The organism is Escherichia sp. GZ89, assembly GCF_019366485.1.
GTDB classification, from domain to species: domain Bacteria; phylum Pseudomonadota; class Gammaproteobacteria; order Enterobacterales; family Enterobacteriaceae; genus Escherichia; species Escherichia fergusonii.
This window is the reverse complement of sequence record NZ_JAEOHX010000005.1, coordinates 13962-34759: the sequence shown is the minus strand read 5'-3', so window position 1 is coordinate 34759 and position 20798 is coordinate 13962. Positions and strand designations below refer to the sequence as shown.

Sequence of the window (20798 nt, the reverse complement as noted above, 5' to 3'; positions counted from 1 at the left end):
ATTAAATTATCGCATTAAAAAAGCCGGCATTCGCCGGCTTCATTTTATTCGTCGTGCGAGATTATCGCTGGGATGGTGTCATCCTTGCGTAGCGTCAGAATTTCGCAGCCGTTATCCGTCACCACAATAGTATGCTCATATTGTGCAGACAAGCTGCGATCTTTGGTTTTTACCGTCCAGCCATCTTTCATGGTGCGGATCTCTTTTTTGCCCGCGTTGACCATTGGCTCGATGGTGAACGTCATCCCCGGTTTCAATACGACGTTGGTTTCACGGGAGTCATAGTGCAGCACCTGCGGTTCTTCATGGAAGCCGCGACCAATACCGTGTCCGCAATATTCACGAACAACGGAGAAGCCTTCTGCTTCGACAAATTTCTGAATTGCCGCGCCGATTTCGCGCAGATTAATGCCAGGTTTTACCATGCGCAGCGCCAGGTAAAGGCTCTCTTGCGTTACGCGGCATAGACGTTCGCCCATGATGGTTGGCTTACCGACGATAAACATTTTTGAGGTATCGCCGTGGAAACCATCTTTGATTACAGTGACGTCGATGTTAACGATGTCGCCATCTTTCAGCAGCTTAGCGTCGTCCGGGATACCGTGGCACACCACTTCATTAATAGAGATACACACGGATTTCGGATAACCGTGATAGCCGAGGCAGGCAGAAACCGCGTGTTGTGCATTAACAATGTAATCATTACAGATGCGATCCAGCTCGCCGGTGCTGACGCCCGGTTTAACATACGGTTCGATCATCTCCAGCACTTCGGCAGCCAGTCGACCAGCGACGCGCATTTTTTCGATATCTTCTGGGGTCTTGATTGAGATAGCCATTAATTCTGTCCATCAGCGTCGGTGATACCGACAATATATATGTAAGTGTCGTCAATGGTATCACACCCGGGCAAATTGAGAATCATTCTGAATTTCGCCAAACGTGCCACTGAACGTTTTCTATAATAGAAAATTCATCGTCTGATGCTGTACACAGCGCCAACAATTATTGGTGTCCACGACGTATTTGTGGTATAAAGCGCGCCGGACTTCCGATCCATTTCGTATACACAGACTGGACGGAAGCGACAATCTCACTTTGTGTAACAACACACACGTATCGGCACATATTCCGGGGTGCCCTTTAGGGTCGGTAATATGGGATACGTGGAGGCATAACCCCAACTTTTATATAGAGGTTTTAATCATGGCAACTGTTTCCATGCGCGACATGCTCAAGGCTGGTGTTCACTTCGGTCACCAGACCCGTTACTGGAACCCGAAAATGAAGCCGTTCATCTTCGGTGCGCGTAACAAAGTTCACATCATCAACCTTGAGAAAACTGTACCGATGTTCAACGAAGCTCTGGCTGAACTGAACAAGATTGCTTCTCGTAAAGGTAAAATCCTTTTCGTTGGTACTAAACGCGCTGCAAGCGAAGCGGTGAAAGACGCTGCTCTGAGCTGCGACCAGTTCTTCGTGAACCATCGCTGGCTGGGCGGTATGCTGACTAACTGGAAAACCGTTCGTCAGTCCATCAAACGTCTGAAAGACCTGGAAACTCAGTCTCAGGACGGTACTTTCGACAAGCTGACCAAGAAAGAAGCGCTGATGCGCACTCGTGAGCTGGAGAAACTGGAAAACAGCCTGGGCGGTATCAAAGACATGGGCGGTCTGCCGGACGCTCTGTTTGTAATCGATGCTGACCACGAACACATTGCTATCAAAGAAGCAAACAACCTGGGTATTCCGGTATTTGCTATCGTTGATACCAACTCTGATCCGGACGGTGTTGACTTCGTTATCCCGGGTAACGACGACGCAATCCGTGCTGTGACCCTGTACCTGGGCGCTGTTGCTGCTACCGTACGTGAAGGCCGTTCTCAGGATCTGGCTTCCCAGGCGGAAGAAAGCTTCGTAGAAGCTGAGTAATAAGGCACGCTCGTACGAGCCCTTATAGACCAGGTAGTACACGTTTGGTTAGGGGGCCTGCATATGGCCCCCTTTTTCACTTTTATATCTGTGCGGTTTAATGCCGGGCAGATCACATCTCCGAGGATTTTAGAATGGCTGAAATTACCGCATCCCTGGTAAAAGAGCTGCGTGAGCGTACTGGCGCAGGCATGATGGATTGCAAAAAAGCACTGACTGAAGCTAACGGCGACATCGAGCTGGCAATCGAAAACATGCGTAAGTCCGGTGCTATTAAAGCAGCGAAAAAAGCAGGCAACGTTGCTGCTGACGGCGTGATCAAAACCAAAATCGACGGCAACTACGGCATCATTCTGGAAGTTAACTGCCAGACTGACTTCGTTGCAAAAGACGCTGGTTTCCAGGCGTTCGCAGACAAAGTTCTGGACGCAGCTGTTGCTGGCAAAATCACTGACGTTGAAGTTCTGAAAGCACAGTTCGAAGAAGAACGTGTTGCGCTGGTAGCGAAAATCGGTGAAAACATCAACATTCGCCGCGTTGCTGCGCTGGAAGGCGACGTTCTGGGTTCTTATCAGCACGGTGCACGTATCGGCGTTCTGGTTGCTGCTAAAGGCGCTGACGAAGAGCTGGTTAAACACATCGCTATGCACGTTGCTGCAAGCAAACCAGAATTCATCAAACCGGAAGACGTTTCCGCTGAAGTGGTAGAAAAAGAATACCAGGTTCAGCTGGATATCGCGATGCAGTCTGGTAAGCCGAAAGAAATCGCAGAGAAAATGGTTGAAGGCCGCATGAAGAAATTCACCGGCGAAGTTTCTCTGACCGGTCAGCCGTTCGTTATGGAACCAAGCAAAACTGTTGGTCAGCTGCTGAAAGAGCATAACGCTGAAGTGACTGGCTTCATCCGCTTCGAAGTAGGTGAAGGCATCGAGAAAGTTGAGACTGACTTTGCAGCAGAAGTTGCTGCGATGTCCAAGCAGTCTTAATTATCGAAAAGGAGCCGCCTGAGGGCGGCTTCTTTTTGCGCCCATCTTGTAAATTCAGCTAACCCTTATGGGGCTGCGCTGAAAAGCGACGTACAATGTCGCCGGTATTAATTCATTTCAATCGTTGACAGTCTCAGGAAAGAAACATGGCTACCAATGCAAAACCCGTCTATAAACGCATTCTGCTTAAGTTGAGTGGCGAAGCTCTGCAGGGCACGGAAGGCTTCGGTATTGATGCAAGCATACTGGATCGCATGGCTCAGGAAATCAAAGAACTGGTTGAACTGGGTATTCAGGTTGGTGTGGTGATTGGTGGGGGTAACCTGTTCCGTGGCGCTGGTCTGGCGAAAGCGGGTATGAACCGCGTTGTGGGCGACCACATGGGGATGCTGGCGACTGTAATGAACGGCCTGGCAATGCGTGATGCACTGCACCGCGCCTATGTGAACGCTCGTCTGATGTCCGCTATTCCATTGAATGGCGTGTGCGACAGCTACAGCTGGGCAGAAGCGATTAGCCTGTTGCGCAACAATCGTGTGGTGATCCTCTCCGCTGGTACAGGTAACCCGTTCTTTACCACCGACTCTGCAGCTTGCCTGCGTGGTATCGAAATTGAAGCTGATGTGGTGTTGAAAGCAACCAAAGTTGACGGCGTGTTTACTGCTGATCCGGCGAAAGATCCAACCGCAACGATGTACGAGCAACTGACTTACAGCGAAGTGCTGGAAAAAGAGCTGAAAGTCATGGACCTGGCGGCCTTCACGCTGGCTCGTGACCATAAATTACCGATTCGTGTTTTCAACATGAACAAACCGGGTGCGCTGCGCCGTGTGGTAATGGGTGAAAAAGAAGGGACTTTAATCACGGAATAATTCCCGTGATGGATAAATAAGGGTAAGATTCCGCGTAAGTATCGCGGGGGCGTAAGTCTGGTTATAAGGCGTTATTGTTGCAGGCAGTTTGGTCACGGCCAGCGCGCAGCAACCGGAGCGTACACAAGTACGTGAGGATGGCGAGCACTGCCCGGGGCCAAAATGGCAAATAAAATAGCCTAATAATCCAGACGATTACCCGTAATATGTTTAATCAGGGCTATACTTAGCACACTTCCACTGTGTGTGACTGTCTGGTCTGACTGAGACAAGTTTTCAAGGATTCGTAACGTGATTAGCGATATCAGAAAAGATGCTGAAGTACGCATGGATAAATGCGTAGAAGCGTTCAAAACCCAAATCAGCAAAATACGCACGGGTCGTGCTTCTCCCAGCCTGCTGGATGGCATTGTCGTGGAATATTACGGCACGCCGACGCCACTGCGTCAGCTGGCAAGCGTAACGGTAGAAGATTCCCGTACTCTGAAAATCAACGTGTTTGATCGTTCAATGTCTCCGGCCGTTGAAAAAGCGATTATGGCGTCCGATCTTGGCCTGAACCCGAACTCTGCGGGTAGCGACATTCGTGTTCCGCTGCCACCGCTGACGGAAGAACGTCGTAAAGATCTGACCAAAATTGTTCGTGGTGAAGCAGAACAAGCGCGTGTTGCAGTACGTAACGTGCGTCGTGACGCGAACGACAAAGTGAAAGCACTGTTGAAAGATAAAGAGATCAGCGAAGACGACGATCGCCGTTCTCAGGACGATGTACAGAAACTGACTGATGCTGCAATCAAGAAAATTGAAGCGGCGCTGGCAGACAAAGAAGCAGAACTGATGCAGTTCTGATTTCTTGAACGACAAAAAACGCCGCTCAGTAGATCCTTGCGGATCGGCTGGCGGCGTTTTGCTTTTTATTCTGTCTCAACTCTGGATGTTTCATGAAGCAACTCACCATTCTGGGCTCGACCGGCTCGATTGGTTGCAGCACGCTGGACGTGGTGCGCCATAATCCCGAACACTTCCGCGTAGTTGCGCTGGTGGCAGGCAAAAATGTCACTCGCATGGTAGAACAGTGCCTGGAATTCTCTCCCCGCTATGCCGTAATGGATGATGAAGCGAGTGCGAAACTTCTTAAAACGATGCTACAGCAACAGGGTAGCCGCACCGAAGTCTTAAGTGGTCAGCAGGCAGCTTGTGATATGGCAGCGCTTGAAGATGTTAATCAGGTGATGGCGGCTATTGTTGGCGCAGCTGGCCTGTTGCCTACGCTTGCTGCGATCCGCGCGGGTAAAACTATTTTGTTGGCCAATAAAGAATCACTGGTCACTTGCGGACGTCTGTTTATGGACGCCGTAAAGCAGAGCAAAGCGCAATTGTTACCAGTCGATAGCGAACATAACGCCATTTTTCAGAGTTTACCGCAACCTATCCAGCATAATCTGGGATACGCTGACCTTGAGCAAAATGGCGTGGTGTCCATTTTACTTACCGGGTCTGGTGGCCCTTTCCGTGAGACGCCATTGCGCGATTTGGCAACAATGACGCCCGATCAAGCCTGCCGTCATCCGAACTGGTCGATGGGACGTAAAATTTCTGTCGATTCGGCTACCATGATGAACAAAGGTCTGGAATACATTGAAGCGCGTTGGCTGTTTAACGCCAGCGCCAGCCAGATGGAAGTGCTGATTCACCCGCAGTCAGTGATTCACTCAATGGTGCGCTACCAGGACGGCAGCGTTCTGGCGCAGTTGGGTGAACCGGATATGCGTACGCCAATTGCCCACACCATGGCATGGCCGAATCGCGTGAACTCTGGCGTGAAGCCGCTCGATTTTTGCAAACTGAGTGCGTTGACATTTGCCGCACCGGATTATGATCGTTATCCATGCCTGAAACTGGCTATGGAGGCGTTCGAACAAGGCCAGGCTGCAACGACCACATTGAATGCCGCAAACGAGATCACTGTTGCAGCTTTTCTTGCGCAACAGATTCGCTTTACTGATATTGCTGCGCTGAATTTATCTGTACTGGAAAAGATGGATTTACAAGAGCCGCAAAGCGTGGAAGATGTGCTGAGCGTAGATGCCACTGCCCGTGAAATCGCCAGAAAAGAGGTGATGCGTCTCGCAAGCTGAGGATAATCCGGCTACAGAGAGTCGTGCTATTTGTTAGCGTAGGGCTTCAGTGATATAGTCTGCGCCATCTGATCGTAAGTAGTTGGCTTTATAAGGTCAGGTATGCCGTGGTTTTACACGGCTTTTTTTTGTATAGGCTTCAGTATTCCTGAGTACCGTAAACCCTGTCAGGGAATAAGAAACGCGTGATGTTGTCTGCTACTCAACCACTTAGCGAAAAATTGCCAGCGCATGGCTGTCGCCATGTTGCGATCATAATGGACGGCAATGGTCGCTGGGCAAAAAAGCAAGGGAAGATTCGTGCCTTTGGGCATAAAGCCGGGGCAAAATCCGTCCGCCGGGCTGTCTCTTTTGCGGCCAACAACGGTATTGAGGCGTTAACGCTGTATGCCTTTAGCAGTGAAAACTGGAACCGACCAGCGCAGGAGGTCAGTGCGTTAATGGAACTGTTTGTGTGGGCGCTCGATAGCGAAGTAAAAAGCCTGCACCGACATAACGTGCGTCTGCGTATTATTGGCGATACCAGTCGTTTTAACTCGCGTTTGCAAGAACGTATTCGTAAATCTGAAGCGCTAACAGCCGGGAATACCGGTCTGACGCTGAATATTGCGGCGAACTACGGTGGACGTTGGGATATAGTCCAGGGCGTCAGGCAACTGGCTGAAAAGGTGCAGCAAGGAAATCTGCAACCGGATCAGATAGATGAAGAGATGCTAAACCAGCATGTCTGTATGCATGAACTGGCCCCTGTAGATTTAGTAATTAGGACTGGGGGAGAACATCGCATAAGTAACTTTTTGCTTTGGCAAATTGCCTACGCCGAACTTTACTTTACAGATGTTCTTTGGCCCGATTTCGATGAACAAGACTTTGAAGGGGCACTAAATGCCTTTGCCAATCGAGAGCGTCGTTTCGGCGGCACCGAGCCCGGTGATGAAACAGCCTGATGGGGGTCGCTTTTGCTGAAGTATCGCCTGATTTCTGCTTTTGTTTTAATACCTGTAGTCATCGCGGCATTGTTTCTGTTGCCGCCGGTGGGGTTCGCCATTGTTACGCTGGTGGTTTGTATGCTGGCAGCGTGGGAATGGGGACAGCTTAGCGGTTTTACCTCTCGCTCGCAGCGGGTATGGTTGGCGGTGCTATGCGGGTTATTGCTGGCGCTAATGCTATTTCTGTTGCCTGACTATAACCGCAGTATTCAACATTCACTGGTTGCGGTTTCGCTTTGGGCCTCAACAGGATGGTGGATCGCTGCGCTATTGCTGGTACTGTTTTATCCTGGATCAGCTGCAATCTGGCGTAATTCAAAAACATTACGCATTATCTTCGGCATTCTGACCATTGTTCCTTTCTTCTGGGGAATGTTGGCGTTACGCAGCTGGCACTATGACGAGAACCATTACAGTGGCGCGATATGGCTGCTGTATGTCATGATCCTCGTATGGGGAGCTGACTCTGGCGCATATATGTTTGGTAAATTATTTGGTAAACATAAGCTGGCCCCGAAGGTCTCTCCCGGTAAAACCTGGCAGGGTTTTATTGGTGGACTGGCAACTGCCGCAGTAATCTCCTGGGGCTACAGCATGTGGGCTGATCTCAATGTTGCGCCAGTAATTTTACTTGTATGCTCTATCGTCGCGGCATTGGCTTCGGTATTGGGCGATTTAACCGAGAGTATGTTTAAGCGTGAAGCCGGAATCAAAGACAGTGGTCATCTGATTCCTGGCCATGGTGGTATTCTGGATCGTATTGATAGCCTGACCGCTGCTGTGCCGGTCTTTGCTTGCCTGTTGTTACTGGTATTCAGGACGCTTTAACGGAAGGTATTATGCTGAGTGTTCTCTGGGATTTGGCTTCATTCATCGTTGCGCTGGGTGTACTTATCACGGTGCATGAATTTGGTCATTTCTGGGTTGCCCGGCGTTGTGGTGTTCGCGTCGAGCGCTTTTCCATTGGCTTTGGCAAAGCTCTCTGGCGCCGAACCGATCGGTTAGGTACTGAATATGTCGTCGCCATGATCCCCCTTGGCGGCTATGTCAAAATGCTTGACGAGCGTGCTGAACCAGTCGTTCCTGAGTTGCGCCGCCATGCCTTCAATAATAAAACTGTCGGCCAACGAGCAGCGATTATTGCAGCTGGCCCGATAGCAAACTTCCTTTTCGCAATCTTTGCTTACTGGCTGGTTTTTATTATCGGCGTACCAGGTGTTCGCCCGGTTGTTGGTGAAATATCAGCCAACTCGATAGCTGCACAGGCGCAAATTGCACCAGGCACGGAACTAAAAGCGGTTGATGGTATCGAAACCCCTGATTGGGATTCCGTGCGTTTACAACTGGTCGACAAAATCGGGGATGAGAGTACAACTCTTAGCGTAGCGCCCTTTGGTAGCGACCAGCGAAGAGATGTAAAACTGGATTTACGTCAATGGTCATTTGAGCCAGACAAAGAAGATCCTGTATCTTCGTTGGGTATTCGTCCACGTGGACCGCAGATTGAACCAGTACTGGTTGTTATTCAGGCAAACTCAGCAGGTATGAAGGCAGGTTTGCAAGCAGGCGACAGGATCGTTAAAGTCGACGGTCAACCGTTAACGCAGTGGGGAACGTTTGTTACTCTGGTGCGCGACAATCCTGGTAAACCGTTGGCATTGGAAATTGAGCGTCAGGGAAACCCTTTATCACTGACGTTGATCCCGGAGAGTAAACCGGGTAAAGGCAAAGCGATTGGATTTGCAGGCATTGAGCCTAAACTCATTCCTTTGCCGGAAGAGTATAAAATTGTACGCCAGTATGGGCCGTTCAACGCCATCCTCGAAGCTACGGATAAAACGTGGCAGTTGATGAAACTGACGGTCAGTATGCTGGGAAAATTGATCACCGGTGATGTTAATCTGAACAACCTCAGTGGGCCGATATCTATCGCCAAAGGGGCTGGGATGACAGCGGAACTTGGAATTGTTTATTACCTGCCGTTTCTTGCGCTCATCAGCGTGAACTTAGGGATAATCAATCTGTTTCCGTTGCCCGTGCTAGATGGGGGGCATCTGCTGTTCCTTGCGATCGAAAAGATCAAGGGCGGCCCGGTATCCGAGCGAGTTCAAGACTTTAGTTATCGCATTGGCTCGATTTTGCTGGTGCTGTTAATGGGGCTTGCACTTTTCAATGATTTCTCTCGGTTGTAAGAGAGTTAGTTAGGAAGAACGCATAATAACGATGGCGATGAAAAAGTTGCTCATAGCGTCGCTGCTGTTTAGCAGCGCCACCGTATACGGTGCTGAAGGGTTCGTAGTGAAAGATATTCATTTCGAAGGCCTACAGCGTGTCGCCGTTGGTGCGGCCCTCCTCAGTATGCCGGTGCGCACAGGCGACACGGTTAATGATGAAGATATCAGTAATACCATACGCGCACTGTTTGCCACTGGTAACTTTGAGGATGTCCGTGTCCTTCGTGATGGTGATACTCTTCTGGTTCAGGTCAAAGAACGCCCGACAATTGCCAGCATCACTTTCTCCGGTAACAAATCGGTGAAAGATGACATGCTGAAGCAAAACCTGGAGGCTTCTGGCGTGCGTGTGGGCGAATCTCTCGATCGCACTACCATTGCTGATATCGAAAAAGGTCTGGAAGATTTCTACTATAGCGTCGGTAAATATAGCGCCAGCGTAAAAGCTGTGGTTACGCCTTTGCCGCGTAACCGTGTCGATCTCAAACTGGTTTTCCAGGAAGGGGTATCGGCAACAATCCAACAGATTAATATTGTTGGTAACCACGCTTTTACTACCAACGAATTGATTTCCCATTTCCAACTGCGTGATGAAGTACCGTGGTGGAACGTGGTGGGGGATCGTAAATACCAGAAACAGAAACTGGCAGGCGACCTTGAAACGCTGCGTAGTTATTATCTGGATCGTGGTTATGCGCGTTTCAACATCGATTCTACTCAGGTCAGCCTGACGCCAGATAAAAAAGGTATTTACATCACTGTTAACATTACAGAAGGCGATCAATACAAGCTTTCAGGTGTACAAGTGACAGGTAACCTTGCAGGCCATTCCGCTGAAATCGAAGAATTGACGAAAATCGAGCCGGGTGAACTGTATAACGGCACCAAAGTGACCAAAATGGAAGATGATATTAAAAAGCTTCTGGGTCGCTACGGTTATGCCTATCCGCGTGTACAGTCGATGCCTGAAATTAACGATGCTGACAAAACCGTTAAATTACGTGTGAACGTTGATGCGGGTAACCGTTTCTATGTGCGTAAAATCCGTTTTGAAGGCAACGACACCTCGAAAGATTCAGTTCTGCGTCGTGAAATGCGTCAGATGGAAGGTGCCTGGTTAGGTAGTGATCTGGTTGATCAGGGGAAAGAGCGTCTGAATCGTCTGGGTTACTTTGAAACCGTCGACACTGACACACAACGTGTTCCCGGCAGCCCGGATCAAGTTGACGTAGTTTACAAGGTGAAAGAACGTAACACCGGTAGCTTCAACTTTGGTATCGGCTACGGTACTGAAAGTGGTGTCAGCTTCCAGGTGGGTGTACAGCAAGACAACTGGTTAGGTACAGGTTATGCAGTGGGTATCAACGGTACCAAAAACGATTACCAGACCTACAGCGAACTGTCTGTTACCAACCCGTATTTTACTGTTGATGGCGTAAGCCTCGGCGGACGTATCTTCTATAATGATTTCCAGGCGGATGATGCTGACCTGTCTGACTATACCAACAAAAGTTATGGTACAGACGTAACGCTCGGCTTCCCGATCAATGAGTATAACTCGCTGCGTGCTGGCCTGGGTTATGTGCATAACAAACTGTCCAATATGCAGCCACAGGTTGCAATGGATCGTTATCTGGAATCAATGGGTGAATATGGTAAAGACAGCTTTGCTGCTGACGATTTCACCTTTAACTACGGCTGGACATACAACAAACTTGACCGTGGTTATTTCCCGACAGATGGTTCACGCGTAAACCTGACTGGTAAAGTCACTATTCCTGGTTCAGATAACGAATACTACAAATTATCGTTAGACACTGCGACTTATGTACCGATCGATGACGATCATAAATGGGTTGTCCTGGGGCGTACTCGCTGGGGTTATGGTGATGGTATTGGCGGCAAAGAAATGCCGTTCTATGAGAACTTCTATGCCGGTGGTTCCAGCACTGTGCGTGGCTTCCAGTCCAACACTATTGGTCCGAAAGCGGTCTATAAAAAGGGTGCTCACTCTTCTAATGATGAGTACGATGATTACGAAGAGTGTACTGAGAGTAATGGTTGCCAATCTGATGACGCCGTGGGTGGTAATGCAATGGCGGTTGCCAGCTTTGAGCTGATCACACCGACACCGTTTATTAGCGAAAAATATGCTAACTCAGTTCGTACTTCCTTGTTCTGGGATATGGGTACGGTTTGGGATACCAACTGGCAAGCAAGTAGATATCCTGATTATCCAGACTATAGTGATCCAGGCAATATCCGTATGTCTGCGGGTATCGCATTACAATGGATGTCCCCATTGGGGCCGTTGGTGTTCTCCTACGCCCAGCCGTTCAAAAAGTACGATGGAGACAAAGCAGAACAATTCCAGTTTAACATTGGTAAAACCTGGTAATTGTTCTTCGCAAAGGAATGTAATGGTAGTGTAGCGATGACTTTTGGCGATCCCAATGTGGATCGCCCAGGCCACGCAAAGAACTGCACCTTCGGGTGCAAATGGGATGGTAAGGAGTTTATTGTGAAAAAGTGGTTATTAGCTGCAGGTCTTGGTTTAGCGATGGTAACGTCTGCCCAGGCTGCTGACAAAATTGCAATCGTCAACATGGGCAACCTGTTCCAACAGGTAGCACAGAAAACTGGCGTATCTAACACGCTGGAAAATGAGTTCAAAGGCCGTGCAGCTGAACTGCAAAAAATGGAAGGCGACCTGCAAGCGAAGATGCAGCGTCTGCAATCTATGAAAGCAGGTAGCGAGCGTACCAAACTGGAAAAAGACGTGATGGCTCAGCGCCAGACTTTTGCTCAGAAAGCGCAGGCTTTTGAGCAGGATCGTGCACGTCGTTCCAACGAAGAACGCGGCAAACTGGTTACTCGTATCCAGACTGCTGTGAAATCCGTTGCCAACAGCCAGGATATCGATCTGGTTGTTGATGCAAACGCCGTTGCTTACAACAGCAGCGATGTAAAAGACATCACTGCCGACGTACTGAAACAGGTTAAATAAGTAATGCCTTCAATTCGACTGGCTGATTTAGCGCAGCAGTTGGATGCAGAACTACACGGTGATGGCGATATCGTCATCACCGGCGTTGCGTCCATGCAATCTGCACAAACAGGTCACATTACGTTCATGGTTAACCCAAAATACCGTGAGCATTTAGGCTTGTGCCAGGCGTCCGCGGTTGTCATGACCCAGGACGATCTTCCTTTCGCGAAAAGTGCCGCGCTGGTAGTGAAGAACCCCTACCTGACTTACGCACGCATGGCGCAAATTTTAGATACCACGCCGCAGCCTGCGCAGAACATTGCACCCAGTGCAGTGATTGACGCGACGGCGAAGCTGGGTAACAACGTATCGATTGGCGCTAACGCGGTGATTGAGTCCGGCGTTGAACTGGGCGATAACGTGATTATCGGTGCCGGTTGCTTCGTAGGTAAAAACAGCAAAATCGGTGCAGGTTCGCGTCTCTGGGCGAACGTAACCATTTACCATGAGATCCAAATCGGTCAGAATTGCCTGATCCAGTCCGGAACAGTGGTAGGCGCAGACGGCTTTGGCTATGCCAACGATCGGGGTAACTGGGTGAAGATCCCACAGATTGGTCGCGTAATTATTGGCGATCGCGTGGAGATCGGTGCCTGTACTACTATCGATCGCGGTGCGCTGGATGACACCGTTATTGGCAATGGCGTGATCATTGATAACCAGTGCCAGATTGCACATAACGTCGTGATTGGCGACAATACGGCGGTTGCCGGTGGCGTCATTATGGCGGGAAGCCTGAAAATTGGTCGTTACTGCATGATCGGCGGAGCCAGCGTAATCAACGGGCATATGGAAATATGCGACAAAGTGACGGTTACGGGCATGGGTATGGTGATGCGTCCCATCACTGAACCAGGCGTCTATTCCTCAGGCATTCCGCTGCAACCCAACAAAGTCTGGCGCAAAACCGCTGCACTGGTGATGAACATTGATGACATGAGCAAGCGTTTGAAATCGCTTGAGCGCAAGGTTAATCAACAAGACTAACGTTCCATCTTTTGTTCGCCAAACTTTACGGCCTGTCTCATTCTTACGATTGCGGCAGGCCGTGTTATTATTGTCGTTTCTTATATTTTGACAGGAAGAGTATCTTGACTACTAACACTCATACTCTGCAGATTGAAGAGATTTTAGAACTTCTGCCGCACCGTTTCCCGTTCTTACTGGTGGATCGCGTGCTGGATTTTGAAGAAGGTCGTTTTCTGCGCGCAGTAAAAAATGTCTCTGTCAATGAGCCATTCTTCCAGGGCCATTTTCCTGGAAAACCGATTTTCCCGGGTGTGCTTATTCTGGAAGCAATGGCACAGGCAACAGGTATTCTGGCGTTTAAGAGCGTAGGAAAACTGGAACCGGGCGAGCTGTACTACTTCGCCGGTATTGACGAAGCGCGCTTCAAGCGCCCGGTCGTGCCAGGCGATCAAATGATCATGGAAGTCACTTTCGAAAAAACGCGCCGCGGCCTGACCCGTTTTAAAGGGGTTGCTCTGGTCGACGGTAAAGTAGTTTGCGAAGCAACGATGATGTGTGCTCGTAGCCGGGAGGCCTGATACGTGATTGATAAATCCGCCTTTGTGCATCCAACCGCCATTGTGGAAGAAGGCGCGTCAATTGGCGCCAACGCTCACATTGGTCCTTTTTGTATCGTTGGACCCCATGTCGAAATTGGTGAGGGTACCGTACTGAAATCTCACGTTGTCGTGAATGGTCATACTAAAATTGGCCGCGACAATGAGATTTATCAGTTCGCCTCCATCGGCGAAGTCAACCAGGATCTGAAATATGCTGGCGAACCGACCCGTGTGGAAATCGGCGATCGTAACCGCATTCGCGAAAGCGTCACCATTCATCGTGGCACAGTCCAGGGCGGTGGATTGACGAAGGTGGGCAGCGACAACTTACTGATGATCAACGCGCACATTGCGCACGATTGTACGGTAGGTAACCGCTGCATCCTCGCCAACAACGCAACGCTGGCGGGTCATGTATCGGTAGACGACTTCGCGATCATCGGCGGCATGACCGCAGTCCATCAGTTCTGCATCATTGGTGCGCACGTGATGGTTGGCGGCTGTTCCGGTGTGGCGCAGGACGTCCCTCCTTATGTCATTGCGCAGGGTAACCACGCAACGCCGTTCGGTGTCAATATCGAAGGGCTGAAGCGCCGCGGATTCAGCCGCGAGGCGATTACCGCTATCCGCAATGCGTATAAGCTGATTTATCGCAGCGGTAAAACGCTCGATGAAGTGAAACCGGAAATTGCCGAACTTGCGGAAACATATCCGGAAGTGAAAGCCTTTACCGATTTCTTTGCACGCTCAACGCGCGGTCTGATTCGTTAATGACTGAACAGCGTCCATTAACGATTGCCCTGGTCGCCGGAGAAACCTCCGGCGATATCCTGGGGGCCGGTTTAATCCGTGCTCTGAAAGAACGTGTGCCCAACGCTCGCTTTGTTGGCGTTGCCGGGCCACGAATGCAGGCCGAAGGCTGCGAAGCCTGGTACGAAATGGAAGAGCTGGCGGTGATGGGCATTGTTGAAGTGCTCGGTCGTCTGCGTCGCTTACTGCATATTCGTGCCGATCTGACAAAGCGTTTTGGCGAACTGAAGCCAGATGTTTTTGTCGGCATTGATGCGCCTGACTTCAATATTACCCTCGAAGGTAATCTTAAAAAGCAGGGTATCAAAACCATTCATTACGTCAGTCCGTCCGTCTGGGCGTGGCGACAGAAACGCGTTTTCAAAATAGGCAGAGCCACCGATCTGGTGCTCGCATTTCTGCCTTTCGAAAAAGCGTTTTATGACAAATACAACGTGCCGTGCCGTTTTATCGGTCACACCATGGCTGATGCCATGCCGTTAGATCCAGATAAAAATGCCGCCCGTGATGTGCTGGGGATCCCTCACGATGCTCACTGTCTTGCGTTGCTGCCGGGAAGTCGTGGTGCGGAAGTGGAGATGCTGAGTGCCGATTTCCTGAAAACGGCCCAGCTTTTGCGTCAGACATATCCCGATCTCGAGATCGTGGTGCCGCTGGTGAATGCCAAACGCCGCGAGCAGTTTGAGCGTATCAAAGCTGAAGTCGCACCGGACCTTGCTGTTCATCTGCTGGATGGAATGGGCCGTGAGGCGATGGTCGCCAGTGATGCGGCGCTACTGGCGTCGGGTACGGCAGCCCTGGAGTGCATGCTGGCGAAATGCCCGATGGTGGTGGGGTATCGCATGAAGCCTTTCACCTTCTGGTTGGCGAAGCGGCTGGTGAAAACCGATTATGTCTCGCTGCCAAACCTGCTGGCGGGCAGAGAGTTAGTTAAAGAATTATTGCAGGAAGAGTGTGAGCCGCAAAAACTGGCTGCGGCGCTGTTACCGCTGTTGGCGAACGGGAAAACCAGCCACGCGATGCACGATACCTTCCGTGAACTGCATCAGCAGATCCGCTGCAATGCCGATGAGCAGGCGGCACAAGCCGTTCTGGAGTTAGCACAATGATCGAATTTGTTTATCCGCACACGCATCTGGTTGCGGGTGTGGATGAAGTCGGACGCGGGCCGTTAGTTGGCGCGGTGGTTACCGCTGCGGTGATCCTTGACCCGGCGCGCCCAATTGCCGGGCTGAATGATTCCAAAAAGCTGAGCGAAAAACGCCGTCTGGCGCTCTGTGAAGAGATCAAAGAGAAAGCGTTGAGCTGGAGTCTGGGCCGCGCGGAACCCCACGAAATCGACGAACTGAACATTCTTCATGCGACCATGCTGGCGATGCAGCGCGCCGTCGCGGGGCTGCATATTGCGCCGGAATATGTGTTGATTGATGGTAACCGCTGCCCAAAATTACCGATGCCTTCGATGGCAGTGGTGAAAGGCGATAGCCGCGTACCGGAAATCAGTGCTGCGTCCATCCTGGCGAAAGTGACGCGCGACGCCGAAATGGCGGCGCTGGATATTGTTTTCCCGCAATATGGTTTTGCCCAACACAAAGGGTATCCAACTGCTTTTCATCTGGAAAAACTGGCTGAATATGGCGCGACTGAACATCATCGTCGTAGCTTTGGGCCTGTCAAACGCGCACTGGGACTTGCGTCCTGATTCTTGTGTCGAGATTAAGTAAACCGGAATCTGAAGATGTCTGAACCACGTTTCGTACACCTGCGGGTGCACAGCGACTACTCGATGATCGATGGCCTGGCCAAAACCGCGCCGCTGGTAAAAAAGGCGGCGGCGTTGGGTATGCCAGCACTGGCGATCACCGATTTCACCAACCTTTGCGGTCTGGTGAAGTTCTACGGAGCGGGACATGGCGCAGGGATTAAGCCCATCGTCGGGGCAGATTTTAATGTCCAGTGCGACCTGCTGGGTGATGAGTTAACCCACCTGACGGTGCTGGCGGCGAACAATACCGGCTATCAGAATCTGACGTTGCTGATCTCAAAAGCGTATCAGCGCGGGTACGGTGCCGCTGGGCCGATCATCGATCGCGACTGGCTTATCGAATTAAACGAAGGGCTGATCCTCCTTTCCGGCGGGCGCATGGGCGACGTCGGGCGCAGTCTTTTGCGTGGTAACAGCGCGCTGCTAGATGAGTGCGTTGCATTTTATGAAGAGCACTTCCCGGATCGCTATTTTCTCGAGCTGATCCGCACCGGCAGGCCGGACGAAGAAAGTTATCTGCACGCGGCAGTGGAGCTGGCGGAAGCGCGCGGTTTGCCCGTCGTGGCGACCAATGACGTGCGCTTTATCGACAGCAGCGACTTTGACGCGCACGAAATCCGTGTCGCGATCCATGACGGCTTTACTCTCGACGATCCCAAACGCCCGCGTAATTATTCGCCGCAGCAATATATGCGCAGCGAAGAGGAGATGTGCGAGCTGTTTGCCGACATCCCCGAAGCCCTTGCCAACACTGTTGAGATCGCCAAACGCTGTAACGTGACTGTGCGTCTCGGTGAATACTTCCTGCCGCAGTTCCCGACCGGGGACATGAGCACTGAAGATTATCTGGTCAAGCGTGCAAAAGAAGGCCTGGAAGAGCGTCTGGCGTTTTTATTCCCTGACGAGGAAGAACGTCTTAAGCGTCGCCCGGAGTATGACGAACGTCTGGATACTGAACTTCAGGTTATCAACCAGATGGGCTTCCCGGGTTACTTCCTCATCGTTATGGAATTTATCCAGTGGTCGAAAGATAACGGCGTACCGGTAGGGCCAGGCCGTGGTTCTGGTGCAGGGTCACTGGTGGCTTACGCGCTGAAAATTACCGACCTCGATCCGCTGGAGTTTGACCTGCTGTTCGAACGTTTCCTTAACCCGGAACGTGTCTCCATGCCTGACTTCGACGTTGACTTCTGTATGGAGAAACGTGACCAGGTTATCGAACACGTGGCGGACATGTACGGTCGCGATGCGGTATCGCAGATCATCACCTTCGGTACGATGGCGGCGAAAGCGGTGATCCGCGACGTAGGTCGTGTACTGGGGCATCCGTACGGATTTGTCGATCGTATCTCGAAACTGATCCCGCCCGATCCGGGGATGACGCTGGCGAAAGCGTTTGAAGCCGAGCCGCAACTGCCGGAAATCTACGAAGCGGATGAAGAAGTTAAGGCGCTGATCGACATGGCGCGCAAACTGGAAGGGGTCACCCGTAACGCTGGTAAGCACGCCGGTGGGGTGGTTATCGCGCCGACCAAAATTACCGATTTTGCGCCGCTTTATTGCGATGAAGAGGGCAAACATCCGGTTACCCAGTTTGATAAAAGTGACGTTGAATACGCCGGGCTGGTGAAGTTCGACTTCCTTGGTTTGCGTACACTCACCATCATCAACTGGGCGCTGGAGATGATCAACAAGCGGCGGGCGAAGAATGGCGAGCCGCCGCTGGATATCGCCGCGATCCCGCTGGATGACAAGAAAAGTTTCGACATGCTGCAACGCTCTGAAACCACGGCGGTATTCCAGCTTGAATCGCGCGGCATGAAGGACCTGATCAAACGTCTGCAACCTGACTGCTTCGAAGATATGATCGCACTGGTGGCGCTATTCCGTCCCGGTCCGTTGCAATCAGGGATGGTGGATAACTTTATCGACCGTAAACATGGTCGCGAAGAGATCTCCTATCCGGATGTGCAGTGGCAGCATGAAAGCCTGAAACCGGTACTGGAGCCAACCTACGGCATCATCCTGTATCAGGAACAGGTCATGCAGATTGCTCAGGTGCTTTCTGGTTATACCCTCGGTGGCGCGGATATGCTGCGTCGTGCGATGGGTAAGAAAAAGCCGGAAGAGATGGCCAAGCAGCGTTCTGTATTTGCTGAAGGTGCAGAAAAGAACGGGATCAACGCCGAACTGGCGATGAAAATCTTCGACCTGGTGGAGAAATTCGCCGGTTACGGATTTAACAAATCGCACTCTGCGGCCTATGCTTTGGTTTCATATCAAACGTTATGGCTGAAAGCGCACTATCCAGCGGAGTTTATGGCGGCAGTAATGACCGCCGATATGGACAACACCGAGAAGGTGGTGGGCCTGGTGGATGAGTGCTGGCGGATGGGGCTGAAAATCCTGCCACCAGATATAAACTCCGGTCTTTACCATTTCCACGTCAACGACGACGGCGAAATCGTGTATGGTATTGGCGCGATCAAAGGGGTAGGTGAAGGTCCGATTGAGGCGATCATTGAAGCCCGTAATAAAGGCGGCTATTTCCGTGAATTGTTTGATCTCTGCGCCCGTACAGACACCAAAAAGTTAAACCGGCGAGTGCTGGAAAAACTGATCATGTCCGGGGCGTTTGACCGTCTTGGGCCACACCGCGCGGCGCTGATGAACTCGCTGGGCGATGCGTTAAAAGCGGCAGATCAACACGCGAAAGCGGAAGCTATCGGTCAGGCCGATATGTTCGGCGTGCTGGCCGAAGAGCCGGAACAAATTGAACAATCCTACGCCAGCTGCCAACCGTGGCCGGAGCAGGTGGTATTAGATGGGGAACGTGAAACGTTAGGTCTGTACCTGACGGGACACCCTATCAACCAGTATTTAAAAGAGATTGAGCGTTATGTCGGAGGCGTAAGGCTGAAAGACATGCACCCGACAGAACGTGGTAAAGTCACCACGGCTGCGGGGCTCGTTGTTGCTGCGCGGGTTATGGTCACCAAGCGCGGCAATCGTATCGGTATCTGCACGCTGGATGACCGTTCCGGGCGGCTGGAAGTGATGTTGTTTACTGACGCCCTGGATAAATACCAGCAATTGCTGGAAAAAGACCGCATACTTATCGTCAGCGGACAGGTCAGCTTTGATGACTTCAGCGGTGGACTTAAAATGACCGCTCGCGAAGTGATGGATATTGACGAAGCCCGGGAAAAATATGCTCGCGGGCTTGCTATCTCGCTGACGGACAGGCAAATTGATGACCAGCTTTTAAACCGACTCCGTCAGTCTCTGGAACCCCACCGCTCTGGGACAATTCCAGTACATCTCTACTATCAGAGGGCGGATGCACGCGCGCGGTTGCGTTTTGGCGCGACGTGGCGTGTCTCTCCGAGCGATCGTTTATTAAACGATCTCCGTGGCCTCATTGGTTCGGAGCAGGTGGAACTGGAGTTTGACTAATACAGGAATACTATGAGTCTGAATTTCCTTGATTTTGAACAGCCGATTGCAGAGCTGGAAGCGAAAATCGATTCTCTGACTGCGGTTAGCCGCCAGGATGAGAAACTGGATATTAATATCGATGAAGAAGTGCATCGTCTGCGTGAAAAAAGCGTAGAACTGACGCGTAAAATCTTCGCCGATCTCGGTGCATGGCAGATTGCGCAACTGGCACGCCATCCACAGCGTCCTTATACCTTGGATTACGTTCGCCTGGCCTTTGATGAATTTGACGAACTGGCTGGCGACCGCGCGTATGCAGACGATAAAGCTATCGTCGGGGGGATCGCCCGTCTCGATGGTCGTCCGGTGATGATCATTGGTCATCAAAAAGGTCGTGAAACCAAAGAAAAAATTCGCCGTAACTTTGGTATGCCAGCGCCAGAAGGTTACCGCAAAGCACTGCGTCTGATGCAAATGGCTGAACGCTTTAAGATGCCAATCATCACCTTTATCGACACCCCGGGGGCTTATCCGGGCGTGGGCGCAGAAGAGCGCGGTCAGTCTGAAGCCATTGCACGCAACCTGCGTGAAATGTCTCGCCTTAGCGTACCGACTATCTGCACCGTTATCGGTGAAGGTGGTTCTGGCGGCGCGCTGGCGATTGGCGTGGGCGATAAAGTGAATATGCTGCAATACAGCACCTATTCCGTTATCTCGCCGGAAGGTTGTGCGTCCATTCTGTGGAAGAGCGCCGACAAAGCACCGCTGGCGGCTGAAGCGATGGGTATCATCGCTCCGCGTCTGAAAGAACTGAAACTGATCGACTCCATCATCCCGGAACCGCTGGGCGGCGCTCACCGTAACCCGGAAGCGATGGCGGCGTCTCTGAAAGCGCAACTGCTGGCGGATCTGGCCGATCTCGACGTGTTAAGTACTGAAGATTTAAAAAATCGTCGTTATCAGCGCCTGATGAGCTACGGTTACGCGTAAACAGCAAATGTTCTGAAAAGGGTCACT

18 protein-coding genes are annotated in these 20798 nt (G+C 51.1%); 17 read left to right on the top strand and 1 reads right to left on the bottom strand.

From position 1 onward, the window contains the following. Positions 1–44: 44 nt before the first annotated feature. Positions 45–839, bottom strand: coding sequence for a type I methionyl aminopeptidase (gene map, locus K0335_RS10225; RefSeq protein WP_104920503.1), 795 nt, complete (start codon positions 837–839; stop codon positions 45–47). Between the two features lie 367 nt (positions 840–1206). Between map and rpsB the strand changes: the two genes are divergently transcribed. From rpsB to accA, 17 genes are all read left to right on the top strand, one after another. Next, positions 1207–1932, top strand: a complete 726-nt coding sequence (gene rpsB / locus K0335_RS10220) for a 30S ribosomal protein S2 (RefSeq protein WP_000246882.1) — start codon at positions 1207–1209, stop codon at positions 1930–1932. 134 nt (positions 1933–2066) lie between these two features. After that, the gene (tsf, locus tag K0335_RS10215; protein ID WP_000818114.1) at positions 2067–2918 is read left to right on the top strand and encodes a translation elongation factor Ts; all 852 of its coding nucleotides are present in this window, start codon (positions 2067–2069) and stop codon (positions 2916–2918) included. 146 nt (positions 2919–3064) lie between these two features. Then, entirely contained in the window at positions 3065–3790 is a 726-nt protein-coding gene (gene pyrH / locus K0335_RS10210; RefSeq protein ID WP_000224573.1) for a UMP kinase, read from the top strand. Positions 3791–4081: 291 nt separating this feature from the next. Continuing rightward, positions 4082–4639 (top strand): ribosome recycling factor, encoded by a 558-nt coding sequence (gene frr / locus K0335_RS10205; RefSeq protein ID WP_000622418.1) that lies wholly within the window; start codon positions 4082–4084, stop codon positions 4637–4639. 92 nt (positions 4640–4731) lie between these two features. Continuing rightward, entirely contained in the window at positions 4732–5928 is a 1197-nt protein-coding gene (gene ispC, locus K0335_RS10200; RefSeq protein ID WP_000811934.1) for a 1-deoxy-D-xylulose-5-phosphate reductoisomerase, read from the top strand. Positions 5929–6116: 188 nt separating this feature from the next. Beyond that, positions 6117–6875, top strand: a complete 759-nt coding sequence (gene ispU / locus K0335_RS10195) for a (2E,6E)-farnesyl-diphosphate-specific ditrans,polycis-undecaprenyl-diphosphate synthase (protein ID WP_001295562.1) — start codon at positions 6117–6119, stop codon at positions 6873–6875. Positions 6876–6887: 12 nt separating this feature from the next. After that, positions 6888–7745: a phosphatidate cytidylyltransferase gene (gene cdsA / locus K0335_RS10190; RefSeq protein WP_000922431.1), complete on the top strand. Its 858-nt coding sequence runs from the start codon at positions 6888–6890 to the stop codon at positions 7743–7745. An 11-nt stretch (positions 7746–7756) separates the two neighbouring features. Beyond that, positions 7757–9109, top strand: a complete 1353-nt coding sequence (gene rseP / locus K0335_RS10185; RefSeq protein WP_000953849.1) for a sigma E protease regulator RseP — start codon at positions 7757–7759, stop codon at positions 9107–9109. Positions 9110–9140: 31 nt separating this feature from the next. Then, positions 9141–11549, top strand: coding sequence for an outer membrane protein assembly factor BamA (gene bamA, locus K0335_RS10180; protein ID WP_001240914.1), 2409 nt, complete (start codon positions 9141–9143; stop codon positions 11547–11549). Positions 11550–11672: 123 nt separating this feature from the next. Beyond that, the gene (gene skp / locus K0335_RS10175; RefSeq protein WP_002431677.1) at positions 11673–12158 is read left to right on the top strand and encodes a molecular chaperone Skp; all 486 of its coding nucleotides are present in this window, start codon (positions 11673–11675) and stop codon (positions 12156–12158) included. Between the two features lie 3 nt (positions 12159–12161). Then, entirely contained in the window at positions 12162–13187 is a 1026-nt protein-coding gene (lpxD, locus tag K0335_RS10170) for a UDP-3-O-(3-hydroxymyristoyl)glucosamine N-acyltransferase (RefSeq protein WP_001139282.1), read from the top strand. A gap of 104 nt (positions 13188–13291) precedes the next feature. Then, entirely contained in the window at positions 13292–13747 is a 456-nt protein-coding gene (gene fabZ, locus K0335_RS10165) for a 3-hydroxyacyl-ACP dehydratase FabZ (RefSeq protein ID WP_000210739.1), read from the top strand. A gap of 3 nt (positions 13748–13750) precedes the next feature. Then, positions 13751–14539 (top strand): acyl-ACP--UDP-N-acetylglucosamine O-acyltransferase, encoded by a 789-nt coding sequence (gene lpxA, locus K0335_RS10160; RefSeq protein WP_000565966.1) that lies wholly within the window; start codon positions 13751–13753, stop codon positions 14537–14539. Beyond that, positions 14539–15687, top strand: coding sequence for a lipid-A-disaccharide synthase (gene lpxB, locus K0335_RS10155; RefSeq protein WP_104920502.1), 1149 nt, complete (start codon positions 14539–14541; stop codon positions 15685–15687). Before lpxA ends, lpxB begins: the two co-directional genes overlap by 1 nt. Continuing rightward, the gene (gene rnhB, locus K0335_RS10150; RefSeq protein ID WP_000569402.1) at positions 15684–16280 is read left to right on the top strand and encodes a ribonuclease HII; all 597 of its coding nucleotides are present in this window, start codon (positions 15684–15686) and stop codon (positions 16278–16280) included. Before lpxB ends, rnhB begins: the two co-directional genes overlap by 4 nt. 36 nt (positions 16281–16316) lie before the next feature. Further along, positions 16317–19799, top strand: coding sequence for a DNA polymerase III subunit alpha (dnaE, locus tag K0335_RS10145; RefSeq protein WP_104920500.1), 3483 nt, complete (start codon positions 16317–16319; stop codon positions 19797–19799). A 12-nt stretch (positions 19800–19811) separates the two neighbouring features. Beyond that, positions 19812–20771 (top strand): acetyl-CoA carboxylase carboxyl transferase subunit alpha, encoded by a 960-nt coding sequence (gene accA, locus K0335_RS10140; protein ID WP_000055746.1) that lies wholly within the window; start codon positions 19812–19814, stop codon positions 20769–20771. The last annotated feature ends 27 nt before the right edge of the window (positions 20772–20798 follow it).

Excerpts from the sequence above, each read along its gene's own strand:
- ispC (WP_000811934.1), top strand. The coding sequence starts at position 4,732 with ATGAAGCAACTCACCATTCTGGGCTCGACCGGCTCGATTGGTTGCAGC.
- pyrH (WP_000224573.1), top strand. The coding sequence starts at position 3,065 with ATGGCTACCAATGCAAAACCCGTCTATAAACGCATTCTGCTTAAGTTG.
- lpxD (WP_001139282.1), top strand. The coding sequence starts at position 12,162 with ATGCCTTCAATTCGACTGGCTGATTTAGCGCAGCAGTTGGATGCAGAA.
- map (WP_104920503.1), bottom strand. The coding sequence starts at position 839 with ATGGCTATCTCAATCAAGACCCCAGAAGATATCGAAAAAATGCGCGTC.
- rseP (WP_000953849.1), top strand. The coding sequence starts at position 7,757 with ATGCTGAGTGTTCTCTGGGATTTGGCTTCATTCATCGTTGCGCTGGGT.
- ispU (WP_001295562.1), top strand. The coding sequence starts at position 6,117 with ATGTTGTCTGCTACTCAACCACTTAGCGAAAAATTGCCAGCGCATGGC.
- tsf (WP_000818114.1), top strand. The coding sequence starts at position 2,067 with ATGGCTGAAATTACCGCATCCCTGGTAAAAGAGCTGCGTGAGCGTACT.
- rpsB (WP_000246882.1), top strand. The coding sequence starts at position 1,207 with ATGGCAACTGTTTCCATGCGCGACATGCTCAAGGCTGGTGTTCACTTC.
- bamA (WP_001240914.1), top strand. The coding sequence starts at position 9,141 with ATGGCGATGAAAAAGTTGCTCATAGCGTCGCTGCTGTTTAGCAGCGCC.
- rnhB (WP_000569402.1), top strand. The coding sequence starts at position 15,684 with ATGATCGAATTTGTTTATCCGCACACGCATCTGGTTGCGGGTGTGGAT.
- accA (WP_000055746.1), top strand. The coding sequence starts at position 19,812 with ATGAGTCTGAATTTCCTTGATTTTGAACAGCCGATTGCAGAGCTGGAA.
- dnaE (WP_104920500.1), top strand. The coding sequence starts at position 16,317 with ATGTCTGAACCACGTTTCGTACACCTGCGGGTGCACAGCGACTACTCG.
- lpxB (WP_104920502.1), top strand. The coding sequence starts at position 14,539 with ATGACTGAACAGCGTCCATTAACGATTGCCCTGGTCGCCGGAGAAACC.